Source organism: Myxococcus xanthus, assembly GCF_013116825.1.
Lineage (GTDB): Bacteria > Myxococcota > Myxococcia > Myxococcales > Myxococcaceae > Myxococcus > Myxococcus xanthus_B.
Window position 1 is genome coordinate 37,701 of sequence record NZ_JABFNS010000004.1, and the last position, 18,698, is coordinate 56,398.

The window sequence follows — 18,698 nt, forward strand, 5'->3', positions numbered from 1 at the left end:
GCGTTTGCTGGTGGAATCCCTTGGGCATCGGCCCTGGGGGGGCGCTGGGCAACTGATAGGCTTAATGTATATGGGTTCTGCGATTTCCCCGGAATGGAGGTGGCGCGCACTCTGTCCGGTGGGCGTGCCATGGCTGGGGGGTGTTTTGTTCGCAATTAGTTCTGCTGAGGCAGCCTATGTAATCGTTTTTGGGTTTATTGATTTTCGAGTCAAGCATGTGTCGTTGAAGTCTTGGTGATTGAGAGACATGGGCTGCTCCGTTTGGAGTGTCCGGTTCTCGTGAAAGTGCACGAAACGGCTTCGTTCTGACGGGCTTGCGCCAAGGTTATGGATTTGGCATTGATCCGTTCTTCCTTGTATCGGGTCTATCGAGGGGGAGGCGGACCGCGTCCGTCGTCATCTCGTTCGCCGAGGAAATGCCCGGCTTTCGAGCGTGCCAGTTAGAGGTCCGAGTGTCGCCACAAAATGGGTTGTCGAAGGCGGGTTTGGCCGAGGTGCGGGCTCGTTTGACCGCGGTCCTTGCTCAGCGATTGGGAATCGAGGCTCACGCTCTGGATGTTCGAGAGCGTTTCAGTCTGTATGGGCTTGATTCGCTGAAGGCCACCGGCTTCATCGCGGAGGTGGGAGCGATGCTGGGGCGTTCACTGTCACCCACGCTCGCCTGGGAATATCCCACGTTGGATGGGTTGGCCCGTTACCTCGCGGGTGAGCAGGATGGAGCGTCGTCTCATTCCCTGGCACGTATTGCCCGGGCCCATGAGCCCGTTGCCATTATTGGATTGGCCTGTCGTTATCCCCAGGCGGCGGATCCAGAGGCCTTCTGGCGTCTCCTCGTGGGTGGGACGGATGCCATTACGGAAGTGCCGCCGGACCGGTGGGACGTCAACCGCCTTTATGACCGAGACCCCGCGGCGCCCGGGAAGGTGATTTCCCGCTGGGGCGGCTATCTGGACCGCGTGGATGGCTTTGACCCGCTCTTCTTCGGCATCTCACCGAAGGAGGCGCTCCACATGGACCCGCAGCAGCGGCTCATGCTGGAGCTGAGCTGGGAGGCGCTGGAGGACGCGGGCATCGCCGCGGACCGGCTGCAGGGCTCACCCACGGCGGTCTGCTTCGGCGCCGCGTGGATGGACTACGAGATGACGCTGCAGCGCTTCGGCATGAAGCGCATCTCCTCGTACACGTCCACGGGCTACCACCACAGCGTCCTGGCCAACCGGGTCTCCTACGTCCTGGGGCTGCGGGGGCCGAGCTTCTCCATCGACTCGGCCTGCTCGTCCTCGCTCACGGCGGTGCACCTGGCCTGTGAGAGCCTGCGCAGGGGCGAGTCGACGCTGGCCCTGGTGGGTGGTGTGAATCTCACCATCGCCCCCGAGAGCACGGTGTCCCTGTCCAAGCTGGGGGCCCTCTCTCCAGACGGGCGCTGCTACACGTTCGATGCCCGCGCCAACGGCTTCGTGCGCGGCGAGGGCGCGGGGGTGGCGGTGCTCAAGCCGCTCTCCCTGGCGCTCGCGGATGGCGACGCCATCTACTGTGTCATCCGCGGCAGCGCCATCAACAACAACGGTGGCAGCAACGGCCTCACCGCGCCCAACCCGAAGGCGCAGGCGGAGGTCATCCGCCAGGCCTGCGCCAGCGCGGGGGTCGAGCCGGCGGAGGTGCAGTACGTCGAGGCGCATGGCACGGGCACGCAGCTGGGAGACCCGCTGGAGGCGCAGGCCCTGGGCGAGGTGCTCGGCGCGGGGCGGCCCGAGGGCAAGCCCCTGCTCATCGGCTCCTGCAAGACGAACATCGGACACCTGGAGGCCGCGGCGGGCATCACCGGGCTCATCAAGACCGCGCTGTGCATCAAGCACCGCGCGCTTCCAGCCAGCCTCCACTACGAGAAGCCCAATCCGCTCATCCCCTTCGAGGCGCTGGGCCTGGCGGTCCACCACACCCTGGGAGATTGGCCGGAGCCCGACCGGAAGCTCATCGCGGGCGTCAGTTCCTTCGGCTTCGGGGGCGCGAACTGCCACGTCGTGATGGAAGAGGCGCGTCTCCCCGAGGCTCGGCTCCTCCACCTGTCGGGTGAGACCATGGAGGCGCTTCGGGGCGCCGCGCGGGGGCTGCTCGACCGCGTGACGGCCCGGGAGCACCTGCCGCTGGCGGAGCTGCTCCGCGCGGCCGAAGCGGACACAGGCACGCATGCGCACCGCCTGACGGTGACGGTCCGGACCCGGAAGGACCTTCGTGCGGGCCTGGAGAGCTTCCTGGCGGGCGTGCCGCGCCCGGGCGTGTCCGTGGGGACGGTGGCGGCGGACGCGGTCCGCAAGCCGGTATTCGTCTATTCGGGGCACGGCTGCCAGTGGCCTCGCATGGGCCTGCCGTTGCTGGACACCGAGCCGGTGTTCCGGGCGACGCTGCTGCGCTGCGATGCGCTCATCCGCCAGTACGAAGGTTGGTCGCTGCTGGAAGTGCTGGCCGCTGACGACGCGGCGGCGCGGCTGAGCCGGCTCGACATCGGGCTGCCCGCGATTGTGTCGGTGGAGATGGCCCTGACGGACCTCTGGCGCTCGTGGGGCATCGAGCCCGGCGCCGTGGTGGGGCACAGCATCGGCGAGGTGTCGGCGGCGTATGCGGCGGGAGCCCTGGACCTCGAGGACGCCATCCGGGTCGTCTGCGCCGAGAGCCGGCTGATGCACACGCAGGCGGGCAAGGGCAGCCTGGCGGTCGTGGGCGTCTCGTGGGCGGAGGCCGCTGAGCTGCTCGTGGGCTACGAGGGGCGGTTGTTCCGCGCCATCGACTCGGGCGCGGGTTCGACGGTGTTGTCGGGAGATGTGGACGCACTGGCCGAGGTGCTCGCGTCACTGCAACAGCGCGGAGTCTTCTGCCGGCAGGTGGACATCGACGTCCCGGTGCACAGCCCCCGCATGGACGTGCTGGCGGACGCGTTGACCGAGGAGCTTCGGGACATCCGGCCCCGCCCGACGCGGGTTCCCCTGATTTCGTCCATCACCGGCGCGGAGATCGACGGCGCGAGCGCGGACGCGTCCCACTGGGTGAGGAACATCGCGTGGCCCACGCTCTTCACCGGCGCGCTCTCCCACACCCTCCAGGAGGGCTACGACACGTTCCTGGAGGTCAGTCCGCATGCGATTCTGCGGCACCCCATCGACGCGACGCTGAAGCACCTGGGGCGGCAGGGCCGCGTGGTGCCCTCCCTGCGGCGGCAGGAGGATGAGCGCGCCACGCTGTTGGATTCGTTGGGCGTGCTCTACGCGGCGGGACAGCCGGTCCGGTGGGACGCGCTCGCCGCGCGTGGGGTGGACCATGATGGGGAGACGGTGCGCCTGCTGCCCCTGTCGGCGCGGAGCCCGGAGGCGCTCAAGGCGCTGGCCGCGGACTGGCGCGACTTCCTGGGTGCGGAGCCGGGCGCGCCGCTCGATGACGTCCTCTACACCGCGAGCGTGCGCCGCGGCCACTTGTCCCATCGCTTGTCGGTGGTGGGCGGCTCGCGACGGGAGCTGGCGGAGGCGCTGGACGCCGTCACGCGGGGGGAGCTCCCGCCGGGGGTGAGTGAGGGACGGGTGAGTCCCGAGGGGCGGGCCAAGGTGGCCTTCGTCTTCCCGGGACAGGGCTCCCAGTGGGTGGGCATGGGGCGTGAGCTCCTGCGTGAGGAGCCGGTGTTCCGGTCCGCCATCGAGGCGTGCGAGCAGGCCATGCGGCCGTACGTGGACTGGTCGCTCACGGCGGAGCTGCTGGCGGACGAGCAGCACTCGCGCCTGCAGGACATCGACGTGGTGCAGCCGGTGCTCTTCGCCATGCAGGTGGCGTTGGCGGCGCTGTGGCGCTCATGGGGCATCGCGCCGGACGCGGTGGTGGGGCACAGCATGGGCGAGGTGGCCGCGGCGCACGTCGCGGGCGCGCTCACCCTGGAGGACGCGGCGCGCATCATCTGCCTGCGCAGCCAGCTCCTGCGCCGCAAGAGCGGGCAGGGGGCCATGGCGGTGGTGGAGCTGGGGTTGGCGCAGGCCAGCGAGGCGCTGGCCGGCTACGAGACGCGGCTCTCCGTCGCGGTCAGCAACAGCGCGCGCTCCACGGTGCTCTCGGGTGACACCGACGCATTGGAGTCGCTGCTGCCGAAGCTCGAAAGCCAGGGTGTCTTCTGCCGCCGGGTGAAGGTCAACGTCGCCTCTCACAGTCCGCAGATGGACGCGCTGAAGGACGACCTCCTGCGGGTGCTCGACGGTGTCGCGCCTCGGGGGGCGCCCGTGCCCATCTACTCCACGGTGACGGGTCAGACGAGCGACGGCGCGGACTTCCACCCGGCCTACTGGGTCCGCAACCTGCGCGAGCCGGTGCTGTTCCACGGTGCTGTCGAGCAGCTCCTGGCGGATGGCTTCACGGTGCTGGTCGAGGTGAGCCCGCACCCGGTGTTGCTCGCGCCCATCGAGGAGACGCTGCGCGAGTCGAAGCAGGGCGCCATCGCGCTCGCGTCCTCGCGGCGACAGACGCCCGAGCGCCGCTGCCTGCTGGAGTCCCTGGCGGCGCTGTACGCCTGGGGTTGCGCGGTGGACTGGAAGGCGCTGCACCCGGTGAAGGGCCGTGTCGTCGCGCTCCCACGGTACCCGTGGCAGCGGGAGCGCTTCTGGCTCCCGGATGAGGCGGAGGTGGATGCGCGGCCGGAGGGCGTGGTCCTCGCGGACCGGAAGGGGCATCCCCTCATCGGTGGTTCGCTCTCTTCGTCCGTCCAGCCCGGGACTCACTTCTGGGAGCGGACCGTGAGCACGGCGGCGTTCCCGTATCTGGCCGACCACTGCGTGTGGGGAGACGTTGTCTTCCCAGGCGCCGGCTACGTGGAGATGGCGCTGAGCGCCGGCGCGGAGGTGCTGGGCGAGACGGGGCTCGTGCTCGAGGACCTCTCCTTCAATGAGATGCTCGCGCTGGAGCCGGGCCAGTCGAGGCGCATGCAGGTGGTGCTGTCCGAGGAGGAGCCGGGCCGCGCCACCTTCCAGATTGCCAGCCGCGCGGAGGGCGAGACGTCCTGGCGCAAGCACGCGGCGGGGGCGGTGCGGCGGGAGGCCCGTGCGGGCGCGGTCGTAGAAGCACCCGAGGCGCTCCGGGCGCGCGTCCCGGTGGCGGTCTCCGCTGAAGCGCACTACCAGCGCCGGCAGGCGCAAGGCCTCATGTACGGCCCGACGTTCCAGGGGCTGCGGGGCATCTGGCGCAGTGAGCAGGAGGCGCTGGGACGCCTGGAGGTCTCCGACACGGTGGCCTTGGAGGCGGGGGCGTACCGGCTCCACCCCGCGCTGCTGGATGCGGGACTGCAGGTGGCGGTGGAGCTCCTTGCCCCGCTGACCGCGACGTCCGCTCCAGCGACGCATGTTCCGGTGGGAATCGGGCGGATTCGTTTCTTCCAGCGTCCCGGGCGCGCGGCCTGGGCGCGAGCGAAGGTCCGTGGGGAAGGGGCCGCGAGCGAGCGAGAGCGCACCTTCGACTTCTGGTTGCTGGATGAGCAGGGACAGGTGCTGCTGGAGCTCGAAGCGCTGCGCCTGTTCCGCCTGGATGCGGGCGCCTCCGCCCGCAAGGAGCTGGGCGCGTGGCTCTACCAGGTGGACTGGGAGGAGCGTCCGCTGCCGGCGGAGCTGGCGTGGCCCGAGCGCACGCCGGGAACCTGGTTGATTCTCCAGGACGGCGGCGGGGTGGGGCAGCAGCTGTCCGCGCAGCTCCGGACACGCAGCGAGACGTGCGTGCTCGTCGCTCCCGGTGAAGCGTACCGGCTGACCGGGCCGCGGAGTGCCGAGGTGGACCCCCGGGATCCGGAGCACTGGCGCCGGTTGCTCACGGACCTGCTGGGCGCGGGCGTTCCGCCTTGCCGCGGCGTGGTGCACCTGTGGAGCCTGGACATGGCCTCGACGGAGGCGCTGACGCCACAGGCGCTGGAGGACTCGCGGCGGCTGGGGACCACCAGCGTGCTGCACCTGGTGCAGGCGCTTTCGGGGGCGGGCTGGCGGGATGCGCCCCGGCTCTGGCTGGCCACGCGTGGGGCCCGCTCCGCTGGCAAGGCGGCAGAGCGTGTCGCGGTGGCGCAGGCCCCGCTCCTGGGGCTGGGGCAGGTGCTGGCGGTGGAGCAACCGGAGCTGCGTTGCACCCGCGTGGACCTGGAAGGCGGCGCGGACGTCGCGGCGGATGCGCTGCTGCGGGAGCTGTCATCGACCTCGTTCGAGGACCAGACCGCGTGGCGGGGTGGCACGCGACGGGCGGCGCGGCTGGCTCGGGCGGCGGATGCGTTGTCCGCCCGGGAACCGGTGACGCCGCTGCGCGAGGATGGCACCTACCTCATCACGGGGGGCCTCGGTGGCCTGGGGCTGGAACTCGCGCGCTGGCTCGTTTCCGAGGGCGCCCGTCACCTGCTGCTGATGGGCCGCCGCGCTCCCTCGGCGGAGGCGGAGCAGGCGCTGGCGGCGCTTCGTGAGGCCGGCGCTCGGGTGGAGTCCTTCCAGGGCGACGTCGCGCGGCCGGAGGACGTGACGCGCGCGTTGGCCCGGGTGGAGGACGCGATGCCCCCGCTGCGTGGCGTGTTCCACGCCGCGGGGCTCCTCGAGGACGGACTGTTGCTCAACCTCACCGAGGCGCGCTTCGCCTCGGTGTCGGCACCGAAGGTCCTGGGAAGTTGGAACCTGCACGCGCAGACGCGACACCTGCCGCTGGAGCACTTCGTGCTGTTCTCCAGCGTGGCCGCTTCGCTGGGCACGCCGGGACAGTCGAACTACGCGTCGGCGAATGCCTTCATGGACGCGCTGGCCCATGCCCGCCGGGCGGAGGGGTTGCCCGCGCTGAGCATCAACTGGGGCACCTGGACGCAGGTGGGCCTCGCGGCGGCGCAGTCCATCCGCGGTGAGCGCCTGGAGGCACGCGGCCTGGGAGGCATGGCGCCGGACAAGGCGCTGGCGGTGCTTGGCATGCTGCTGGGACAGGCGCGGCCGCAGCTCAGCGTCATGGCCTTCGAGCCGCGCCAGTGGCTGGGCTTCTATCTGGCCGCGGCGCAGTCTCCGTACTTCACGAAGCTGGTGCAGGAGCCGTCCAGCCAGCCCGCTGTGAGCGCGGGCAAGAGCCGGATTCGAGAGCAGCTCGAAGCGGCCCGCGCGTCCGAGCGCCGCGGCCTGCTGGATACGCACCTGCGCGAGCTGATTGGCGGGGTGCTGCGGATGGCGCCCGCGCGCATCGAACCACGGACACCGTTGGTGACCTTCGGGCTCGACTCGCTGATGAGCATGGAGATTCGAAACCGCCTGGAGGCGGCGCTCGGGCTGAAGCTCAGCGCGACGGTGGTGTGGACCTATCCGACGGTGGCCGCGCTGGCGCCGTTCCTGGCGGAGAAGCTGGCGCTCCCGCTGGAGGACTCCCGCCCCGAGCCCGCGCTGGAGGTGGCACCGGCGAAGGCCCCCCAGGCGGATGTGACGGCCAGCGAGATTGACGACCTGTCGGAAGAAGAAGTCGAGCGGCTGTTCGCTCAGAGGATGGCGCAAGGCTCATGACGACGTTCGCGGAGAAGATTGCGCAGTACTCCCCCAAGCGGCTCGCGCTGCTGGCGATGGACCTCAAGTCGCGGCTCGACGCGGTGGAGGGCAGCCGGTCGGAGCCCGTGGCCATCATCGGCATGGGCTGCCGCTTCCCGGGAGGAGGGAATGACCCGGCGTCGTACTGGAACCTCCTGTGCAACGGCGTGGATGCCGTCACCGAGGTGCCCTCCTCGCGGTGGACCCGCGAGGACATGGCGCGGATGGACCCCGAGGCCCAGGAGAAGCTGGGTGCGAAGTGGGGCGCCTTCATCGACGCGGTGGACCAGTTCGACGCGGACTTCTTCGGCATCTCTCCGCACGAAGCGCACCGGATGGACCCACAGCAGCGCATCCTCCTGGAAGTGGCGTGGGAGGCGCTGGAGAACGCGGGCCAGGACATGTCCCGGCTGGCGGGGAGCCGCACGGGCGTGTTCGTGGGCGTGTACAGCGATGACTACGCGCTGTTGCAGGTGGGGAATCCGGCGGCGCGCGACTCCAGCAGCGTGACGGGCGCCATCAACTGCGTGGTGCCGGGGCGGCTGTCGTACCTCCTGGACTTCCAGGGACCCAGCCTGTCCGTGGACACCGCGTGTTCGTCATCCCTGGTGGCGCTGCATCTGGCCGCGCAGAGCCTCCGGCAGCAAGAGTGCACCATGGCGCTGGCGTGCGGCGTCAACCTCATCCTGTCGCCGCTGTCGTCGAGCCGCGTGTCCCGTGCACAGGCGCTCGCGCCGGATGGACGTTGCAAGACCTTCGATTCCCGCGCCAACGGCTTCGTGCGGGGTGAGGGCTGCGGCGTGGTCGTCCTCAAGCGGCTGTCGGATGCGCTGGCGGCGGGGGACACCGTCCTCGCGCTCATCCGGGGCTCCGCCGTCAACCAGGACGGAAAGTCGGCGGGGTTGACGGCGCCCAACGTGCTCGCGCAGAAGGCGCTCATCCGCCAGGCGCTCCAGAGCGCGAACCTGGAGCCCGCCGACATCGACTGCGTCGAGGCCCATGGCACCGGGACGTCGCTGGGCGACCCCATCGAGATGGAGGCGCTCCACGAGGTGTACGCCCAGGGGCGCACCGCGGCGCAGTCGCTGGTGGTGGGCGCGGCGAAGACGAACATCGGCCACCTGGAGTCGGCCGCTGGCATCGCCGGCATCATCAAGTTGGTCCTGTCGATGCAGCACGGGGCCGTCCCGCCGCTCGCGCACTTCCAGCGGCTCAACCCGCGCATCGACTTCGGAGGGGAGGCCCTCACCGTCCCCACGAAGCTGCACCCCTGGCCCGCGCGGGAGGCGCGCAAGCGCCGGGGCGCGGTCAGCTCGTTTGGCATCAGCGGCACGAATGCCCATGTGATTCTCGAAGAGGCCCCCGTGGCCACGGCGGCGCCCGCCGCGCCTTCTCGTGGGGCGTACCTGCTGCCGCTGTCCGCGCGCTCACCCTCCGCGCTTCGGGCACTGGCCCGGAAGTACGCGGACGTCCTCACGGCGTCCCCGGAGGTGTCGCTCCGGGATGTCTGCTTCACCGCGGCGCTGCGGCGGACCCATCACGAGTACCGGATGGCGGTCGCGGGGGACTCGGTGGAGGCGGTGGCGCGGCAGCTTCGTGAGTTCGCCTTGGAGGGACCTGCTCCGGCGGCGACGGATACGGACCACCGGCGCAAGGCGGTCTTCGTGTTCCCGGGGCAGGGCTCGCAGTGGGCTGGCATGGGGCGGCAGCTCCTCGAACAGGAGCCTGTCTTCCGTGAGGCCGTGGAGCGCATCGACGCGGCCATGCGGCCTCACGTCACGTGGCGTCTGGTTGACGTGCTGCGCGCACCCGTCGAGGACTCCCGGCTCCAGGACATCGACGTGGTTCAGCCGGTGTTGTTCGCCATGGCGGTGGCGTTGTCCGCGCTCTGGCGCTCCTGGGGTGTCGAGCCGGACGCGGTGGTGGGGCACAGCATGGGCGAGGTGGCCGCGGCGCACGTCGCGGGCGCAATCTCCCTGGAGGACGCGGCGAGCATCATCTGCCTGCGCAGCCAGCTCCTGCGGCGCATCAGCGGCCAGGGGGCCATGCTCGCGACGGAGCTGACCCTGGAGGACGCGCGCAAGACGCTGGCGGGCCGCGAGGACCGCGTGGCCATCGCGGTCAGCAACAGTCCGACCTCCACGGTGCTGTCAGGAGAGAATGCCGCGCTCGAATCGATTCGCGCCGAGCTGGAGTCGCGCAACGTCTTCTGCCGCTGGGTGAAGGTCGACGTGGCCTCGCACAGTCCGCAGGTGGACCCGCTGCGTGACGAACTGCTCTCCGTGCTGTCGGCGGTGCGGCCCGGACGCTCCGCCGTGCCCATTCTCTCCACGGTGACCGGCGCCTCCTGTGATGGCTCCGGCTTCGATGCCGCCTACTGGGTCCGCAATCTGCGCGACCCGGTGCTCTTCTCCTCGTCGGTGCTGCAACTCGCCGAGGCTGGGCACTCTGTCTTCCTGGAGATGAGCCCGCACCCGATTCTGCTACCCGCCGTGGAGCGATGCCTTCAGCACGCGGGCCGCGAGGGCGTGACGCTTCCATCCCTGCGCCGCGAGGAGGCAGAGCGGACCGTGCTGTTGGAGTCCGTGGGCGCGCTGTACCGCGCGGGATTCCCCGTGCAGTGGAGGCGCTTCTTCCCGGAGGGTGGGGCGCCGCTCCCGCTGCCCACCTATCCCTGGCAGCACAAGCGGTACTGGCTGGACGCGGTGGCCACGCCCGTGGCCGCGATGGTCGAGCCGGTGACGTCTCTCAAGGGGCGGCCGGTGAGCGTGGCTCACGGCGTCGATGGCCAGGTCTTCGAGCTGGAGCTGGGGAACACCTCGCTGCCGTGGCTTGGTGCTCACCGGTTGGGTGGCGTCGCGGTCGTTCCTGCCTCGGCGCTGGTGGAGCTCGGCCTGAGCGCCTCCGCCGATGCGTTGGGCTCCGGGGGCCGGGTGCTGTCCGGCGTCGAGTTCGAGCGGGCGCTGGTGCTGCCGGAGACCCAACGGCGGCTCGTGCAGGTCCACCTCTCTTCCGCGGCAGGAGGCAGGCACGAGTTCCACATCCACAGTCGCGCGGTGGGCGGAGCCTCGTCCGAGGCGGGGTGGGTGCGCCATTGCCGGGGCCATGTCCAGGTGCTCAGTGCATCGACAGGCGCGTTGACGTCCATTGACGCGGTCCGTGCGCGCTGTGTGGAGCATGTCCCGGGCGCGGCGGTCTACGGCGAGCTGGAGCGCTGCAACGTCCAGTACGACGAGCCGCTGCGGACACTGGGCGAGGCGTGGCGGCGGCCGGGGGAGGCGCTGGGCCGGGTGGTGTTGGGCGCGGAGCGACTTCAGGAGGCGCCCCAGTATCAGCTTCATCCCGCGTTGCTGGACGCCGGGCTCCAGACACTGGCGCTCGCGCTGGCGGCCGAGCCGGGGCAGGCGGCGCTCTTCATGCCCCTGGGGCTCGAATCCTTCGAGTGCGTCCCTGGCAGCGCGGACGTCCGGTGGGCTCACGTATCCATTTCGCCCGCGTCTCGTCCTGAGGAGCGGCTGGGCACACTGTCCCTGCTGGACGTGGAGGGGCGCCCGGTCGCGGTGGCGCGCGGTGTCCGGTTGCGGCACGTGGCGCCGGAGCGGCTGCTCGAGGTGTTGGGCGAGGTCCGCGCGCGGGACTGGTTCCACGATGTGTCGTGGGAGCCTCGGCCGGCGGGGACACCTCGGTCAGCTCCCACGGATTGGCTTGTGTTCACGGACCGGGGTGGTTGGGGCGCGGCATTCGCCGAGGAGCTGCAACGTCAGGGCGCTCCTCTTGTCATGGTGACCGCGGGGGACGCCTTCCAGCGCCAGGGAACGCGGAGCTTCGTGGTGGACCCGCAGCGGCCGGAGGACATGGCGCGCTTGCTGCGAGAGCTTCCAGCGCTCGCGCCTGGGCACGAAGGCCGGGCGCTCTTCCTGTGGGGCCTCGACGAGACGTTGGATGGGCAGACGGCAGTTCCCGCGTCCACGGTGGCGGCGCTGCACCTGGTGAAGGCCCTCATGGAGGTGCCCGGGCGTGCTCGGCTCTGGGTGGTGACGCGGGGCGCGCAGGTCACGGGCGTGGGAACCGAACGTGTGTCGCTGGCCCAGTCTCCCCTGTGGGGCATGGGCCGGAGCGTCTCGCTGGAGCAGCCGGGCGTTTGGGGTGGCCTCATCGACCTGTCGCCGACTCGGGCGCAGGATGAAGTCACCTCGGTGCTGCGGGAAGTCTCCGCGTTTGGAACGGATGGAGAGGACCAGCTCGCCCTCCGCGATGGGCGCTCGCTGGTCCCCCGGCTCACACGGGGAAGGTCAGGGACAGCCGAGGAGGCACTGCGCCTGCGCTCGGATGCGGCGTACCTCGTCTCGGGCGGATTGGGCGGGCTGGGGCTGAAGGTGGCGCGGTGGCTGGTGGAGCGGGGCGCGCGGCACCTGGTGCTGCTGGGCCGCAGTGGGGTCTCCGGTGCGGACGATGCGGCGTCGGTGCGGCGCCGCGAGGAGCTCGAGTCAATCCGGGCGCTCGGGGCGACTGTCACGCCCATGGCCGCGGACGTGGCGGACCGCGAGCGGATGGCGGCGCTCCTGCGCGACCTGGCGGCGACGCTGCCTCCGTTGCGCGGCGTGATTCATGCCGCCGCGCTCATCACGGAGTGCCGGCTGGAGGACCTGGATGTCGTCGCCACGACGGCGATGATGCGTCCGAAGGTGCTCGGGAGCTGGGTGCTGCACGACCTGACGCGCGGCCTATCGCTCGACTTCTTCGTGATGTTCTCGTCGACGTCCACGCTGTGGGGCGCCTCTGGCCTGGCGCACTACGCGGCGGGCAACCAGTTCCTGGAAGCGCTGGCGCACCACCGCCGGACCGAAGGGCTGCCCGCGACCACCATTCACTGGGGGACGTGGGACGAGATAGGCGGAGAGCGCGCCGACAACGCGCGGGGCTACGCCCGCTTCGGGCTGAACCCCATGGCCTCGGAGCGCGCGCTCGACGCGATGGGACAGGTGCTGCGGTCGGGCGTGAGCCACAAGACGGTCGCCTCCGTGGACTGGTCCGTGCTCAAGCCCATCTGGGAGGCGCGGCGTCGCCGGCCCTTCCTGTTGAACATGGGCGCGGCGTCCCCGGCCACGAACGGTGGTGCCACCTCGCGGGCACGGTTGCTCTCGGAGTTGAAGGCGCTCCCTGCTGAGCGCCGGTTCGACACGCTCGTGCAGCGCATCCAGGGCGAGGTGGGGCGCATCCTCGGCTTCGCTCCCACCGATTTGCCCCCCGCGGACCGCGGCTTCTTCCAGATGGGGATGACGTCCCAGATGTCCGTGGAGCTGCGCAACGTGTTGCAGCGCGGACTCGAGAAGGAGCTGCCCGCGAGCCTCGCGTTCGACCACCCCACCGTCCTGGCGCTGGCGAAGCGTCTGGCGGGGAGCGTCACCGCGGTGGACATCCCGTTGCCCACGGTGGCGGCGGCTCCGGTGCAGAAGTCATCCCCGGTGCCTTCGGACCTCGGCGACCTGTCGGAGCGGCTGGCGCAAGTCACGGAGCTGTCGGACGACGAAGTCGAGCGGTTGATTGCCCTGAAGCTGAGCTGAATCGGACGGCTGCGATGAGCAAGGAATTCTACGAGAAGATTTCGAGCCTCTCTCCCAAGAGGCTCGCGTTGCTGGCGCTCGACCTGCACGCGGAGAGCGAAGCCCTCAAGCGCGCGCGCTCGGAGCCCATCGCCATCGTCGGTGCGTCCTGCCGCGTTCCCGGAGGCGTGCGGACACCCGAGGCCTTCTGGCGCCTGCTGAGCCAGGGGGTGGACGCCATCACCGAGGTACCACGCGAGCGGTGGGACGTGGAGGCGCTCTTCGACCCCGACCCGAGCAAGCGGGGCCGCACCTATGCTCGCTGGGGCGGCTTCATCGACGGCGTGGACCAGTTCGACGCCGCGTTCTTCGGCGTCTCGCCCCGGGAAGCCTCGCGCATGGATCCGCAGCAGCGGATGCTGCTGGAGGTCGCGTGGGAGGCGCTGGAGCGCGCGGGGCAACCACCGGACCAGCTCGCGGGAAGCAAGTCCGGTGTCTTCCTGGGCATCATCGGCAGCGACTACGCGCAGCTCCAGGCGCGGCAGCTCGGGGATGCTCCGGACATCTATCACCTGACGGGGACCTCGCTGAACGCGGCGGCGGGCCGCCTGGCGTACACGCTGGGCCTCCAGGGGCCGTGCATGTCCATCGACACGGCGTGCTCGTCGTCGCTGGTGGGGCTCCACGTCGCCTGCCAGAGCCTGCGCAACCGTGAGTGCGACCTGGCGCTGTCCGCGGGCGTCAACCTCATGCTGATGCCGGACCCGACCGTTGCCCTCTCCAGTAGCCGAGGGCTGGCGCCGGACGGACGGTGCAAGACCTTCGATGCCGCCGCCAATGGCTTCGTGCGCGCGGAGGGCTGCGTCGTCCTGGTGCTCAAGCGGCTCTCGGACGCGCTGGCCAACGGCGATGAGATTCTGTCGCTCGTCGTGGGCTCGGCGGTGAACCAGGACGGCGCCAGCAGTGGGCTGATGGTGCCCAACGGGCCGGCGCAGGAGCGGGTCATCGAGCAGGCGCTGGCGAGCGCGGGGCTGAAGCCCTCGCAGGTCTCCTTCGTCGAGGCGCACGGAACGGGCACGTCGCTAGGGGACCCCATCGAGCTGCAAGCGCTGGCGCGGGTGCTGGGCTCGGGACGGCGCTCGGATACGCCGCTGTACGTCGGCTCGGTGAAGACGAACGTCGGGCACCTTGAAGCGACGGCGGGTCTCACGGGCATCCTGAAGACGGCCCTCTCACTGCGCCACGAGGCGATTCCTCCAAACCTGCACTTCCACCGCCTCAACCCGGACATCGTCCTGGACGGGGCGCCCGTCGTCGTTCCCACGGCGCTCCAGCCGTGGCCCCGAGCGGACCAGCCTCGCATCGCTGGCGTGAGCGCGTTTGGCATCAGCGGTACCAATGCCCACGTCATCTTGCAGGAGCCGCCGGTGCAGTCATCACGGCCTGCCGCCCCTGCTCGTGGCGCGGAGTTGCTCGTACTGTCGGCGCGCAGTCCGGAGGCGCTCCAGGGCATGGCCGGGAGCCACGCGCACTGGCTCGCCGCGCATCCGGAGGTGTCACTCCGCGATGTCTGCGCCACGGCGGCCCTGTCGCGCTCCCACCATGAGCATCGCCTCGCGCTCGCGGGCCACACGCACGCTGAACTCGAGGAGAAGCTGGGGGCGTACGCGCGCGGAGAGCCCGTGCCGGGCGCGGCCACGGGGCGTGCATCGGGGCAGACCCGGCGCCGGGTCGTCTTCGTGTTCCCGGGTCAGGGCTCGCAGTGGCTGGGCATGGGCCGGAAGCTGTTGGCCGAGGAGACGGCGTTCCGCGAGGCCCTGGAGCGCTGCGACGCGGCCATCCAGGCGTGCGCGGGCTTCAGCGTCCTGGCGGAGCTGGCCGCTGAAGAGGGCAAGGGCCGCCTCCATGAAATCGACGTCATCCAGCCCGTTCTCTTCGCCATGGAAGTGGCGCTGGCGGAGCTGTGGCGCGCTTGGGGCATCGAGCCCGACGCCGTGGTGGGGCACAGCATGGGCGAGGTGGCCGCGGCGCACGTGGCCGGAGCGCTGAGCCTGGAGGACGCGGCGAAGGTCATCTGCCGCCGGAGCCGGCTGCTCCGAGGTGTGAGCGGGCAGGGCTCCATGCTGCTGGTGGACCTGACGTTGGAAGAGGCGAAGCAGGCCCTTCACGGTTGGGAGTCGCAGGTCTCGGTCGCGGTGAGCAACAGCGTGCGCTCCACGGTGCTGTCGGGCGCTCCTGGGGCCCTGGAGGACATCGCCCAGCGGCTCAAGCAGCGGGACGTCTTCTGCCGCTTCGTGAAGGTGGACGTGGCCTCGCACAGCCCTCAAATGGACCCGCTGCGGCCTGAGCTGCTCGCGGCGCTCCAGGACCTCGCGCCGCGCGCGTCCCGTGTGCCCATCTGCTCGACGGTGACGGGACGGATGACGGATGGCGCGGAGTTCCGTGCCGGCTACTGGGCGGACAACCTGCGCGAGCCGGTGTTGTTCTCGAAGGCCATCGAGGAGCTCGTGGTCGACGGCCATGACATCTTCATCGAGCTGAGCCCGCATCCCATCCTCTTGCCCGCGGTGGAGCAACACCTGCGGCACCTCGGACGAGAGGGGATGGTGCTGCCCTCGCTCCGACGTGACGAAGACGAGCGCGGGGCGATGTTGTCGTCCCTGGGCGCGCTCTACGCCGTGGGGCACGAGGTGGACCTCGTGCGCCAGCACCCCGTGCGGGGCCGGCTCGCGGCGCTGCCCACATACCCGTGGCAGCACGAGCGCTTCTGGATTGAATCGTCGACGCGGGCCCGTCGTGCCCGGGACGCGGGCCACCACCCGTTGCTGGGCACGCACCTGTCCCTGGCGGGACAGGACGGCGCGCACCTGTGGCAGACGGAGCTGTACGCGGACAGCCCTGCGTATCTGTCGGACCACGTCGTCCATGGGGAGGTCGTGCTCCCCGGCACCGGGTACCTGGAGATGGCGCTCGCGGGGGCCTCCGAGGCCTTCGGGCCGGCGCGGCTCGCGCTGGAGGACGTCATCTTCCAGGAGATGATGGTGCTCCCTCGGGAAGAGGCGCTGTCGGTCCAGATGCGCGTCACCCCGGAGGCGGATGGCACCCGCCGCTTCCAGGTCTTCAGCCGTCCGGTGGACGGCGTCGGGGCTTGGACACTGCACGCAGAAGGGCGACTGAGTGAGAGCGCGAGCGCGGAGCCGTTCGCGCTCGACGAGGCGCGGGCGCGGTGCCCCGAGCTTCTGGAAGGCGAGAAGCACTACCAACTCATGCTGGAGCGGGGCGTCGACTTCGGTCCCAGCTTCCGCCTGGTGAAGGAGATGTGGAAGGGGGAGGGCGAGGCGGTGGCGCGCCTGGAGTTGTCACCTTCCGTCGCGGCGGAGATGACGGCACATCAGCTCCATCCGGCGCTGCTGGATGCCTGCTTGCAAGCCATCAACGGCGCGGGGCTGGGGGACCGCAGGGGAGAGACGTTCGTCCCGGTGGCAGTGGACTCGCTGCGCATGCACGGGCGGCCCGGACGTGCGCTGTGGAGTCACGCTCGTGTCCGGCCGGGCACGGGCAGTGGCCCGAGCTCGATTGAAGCCGATGTGACGTTGCTGGACGCGGAGGGCAACGTCCTGATGGAGGCCCGCGGCCTGATGGCGCGCCGTCTGGATGCGGTGCGGCGCCGGTCCGCGGATGAAATCGACCAGTGGATGTACCGGGTGGACTGGCAGGAAGCGCCGCGTGAGGCGCCCACGGCCGCCTCGGAGTCCACGCCCGGCACCTGGCTGGTGCTCGCGGACCGTGCGGGTTTCAGCGGGAAGCTGCGCGCCGCCCTGAGCGAGCGTGGGGAGCGTTGCATCCTCGTCTCCCACGGCGAGGAGACCCGCCTCGTGGAGCCCGGCCACTACGTGGTGGACCCCTCACGCGCGGAGGGCTTCACGCGGATTCTCGACGCGGAGTTCGGCGCCGGGCGTCCCGCGTGCCGTGGTGTCGTGCACCTCTTCAGCCTGGACGTGCCCGGGCTCGAGGCTGGCACGGATGCACTGCTGAAGGCGCGCACGCTTGGCGCGGCGAGCGCGCTCCACCTCTCGCAGGCCCTGGTCGCGTCGGGCTTCCGGGACATGCCTCGGGTGTGGTTGGTGACGGAAGGTGTCCAGGCCGTCAATCCGGGTGAGCAGGTGGCCCATGTCGAGCAGGCGCCACTCTGGGGCTTGGGACGCGTGCTCACGCTGGAGCATCCCGAACTCCGGTGCTGCAGCGTGGACCTGGGGGCTCGCGATGAGGTCCAGGCTCGAGTGCTGGCCGACGAGCTCCTCGCGTCGAGTCCGGAAGAGCAGGTCGCGCTCCGGGGCTCCGCGCGGTTCGTGGCGCGGCTGTCGCGCATGGAGCGCAGCACGGCGGCGCCGGCGGAGCTGCGAGCCGATGCCACGTACCTGATCACCGGTGGCTTGGGTGGCCTGGGCCTGAAGCTCGCGGAGTGGCTGGTGGACCGGGGGGCCCGCCACCTGGCCTTGCTGGGGCGCAAGGGCGCGTCCACGGAGGCGCAGCCGGTGCTGGATGCGCTGCGTGCCGGCGGCGTCGAAGTCCGGGTGTTCAAGGCGGACGTTGCGGCGCGCCCGGACCTGGAGCGGGTGCTGGGGGAGGTGGCGGCGGAGATGCCTCCACTCCGGGGTGTCTTCCACGCCGCGGCGGTCCTTGATGACGGCGTGCTGGCGAACCTCACCGCCGAGCGTCTGCGCACGGTGATGGAGCCCAAGGTCCACGGCGCCTGGCATCTGCACACGCTGACGGCATCGGCGCCGTTGGAGCACTTCGTGTTGTTCGCCGCGGCGGGTTCGCTGCTGGGCTCGCCGGGGCAAGGCAACTACGCGGCGGCCAACGTCTTCCTCGATGCGTTGGCGGCGTACCGGCGTGGCCTCGGCCTGCCAGCGCTGAGCGTTGACTGGGGGGCCTGGGCCGGTGTGGGGCTGGCCGCGGCGGCCGAGGCGCGCGGGGAACGCATCACCCAGCGCGGCGTGGACTCCATGCCACCGTCGCAAGCGCTGGAGGCGTTGAGCCGCATCCTGAGCAGCCCTCTGTCGCGCGTGGTGGTGATGCGTTTCGACCTGCGGCAGTGGAGCGAATTCTACCTGACGGCGGCGCGCTCGCCCTTCCTGTCACGGCTGGCGCGTGAGCAGGCCAGCGCCGCGAAGACTCCCGCTGTTCGCGGTGCTTTCGTGGAGACGCTCCAGGCCGCGGAGGTGCTGAAGCGAGCGTCATTGCTGGAGGCGCACCTGTGCGAACAGGCCGGCCATGTGCTCCGGCTGGCGCCTTCGCGAATCGACCCACAGGAGCCTCTGGGCAGCATGGGGTTGGATTCCCTGATGGGGCTGGAGATTCGCAACCGGCTCGAAGCCAGCCTGGGCCTGAGGCTCCCCGCGACGCTGGTCTGGCGGCACCCGACGGTGGCGGCGCTCGTCGTTCACCTGGCTGAACAACTGCAACTTCCCATCACGACCCAGGCGGAGCCGCCGCGGGATGAAGCCGCCGCGCTCGAAGCCGCGATCGTCAACAACGTCAAGCAACTCTCGGACGACGAAGCCGAGGCGCTGCTCGCGGAGAAGCTCGCCGCGCTGGCCGATTGAAGAGA

General features: G+C 70.6%; 3 protein-coding genes. All 3 read left to right on the plus strand.

Translation table 11 applies throughout. The features are described from left to right. Window positions 1–266: 266 nt before the first annotated feature. From HNV26_RS02210 to HNV26_RS02220, 3 genes are read left to right on the plus strand one after another with little or no spacing between them, the layout of a single operon-like run. Entirely contained in the window at window positions 267–7,520 is a 7,254-nt protein-coding gene (locus HNV26_RS02210) for a type I polyketide synthase (protein WP_171440509.1), read from the plus strand. Beyond that, complete coding sequence (locus HNV26_RS02215; RefSeq protein ID WP_171440508.1) at window positions 7,517–13,105, plus strand: type I polyketide synthase; 5,589 nt, start codon at window positions 7,517–7,519, stop codon at window positions 13,103–13,105. Before HNV26_RS02210 ends, HNV26_RS02215 begins: the two co-directional genes overlap by 4 nt. A 14-nt stretch (window positions 13,106–13,119) precedes the next feature. Further along, window positions 13,120–18,693, plus strand: coding sequence for a type I polyketide synthase (locus tag HNV26_RS02220; protein WP_171440507.1), 5,574 nt, complete (start codon window positions 13,120–13,122; stop codon window positions 18,691–18,693). Window positions 18,694–18,698 lie beyond the last annotated feature (5 nt).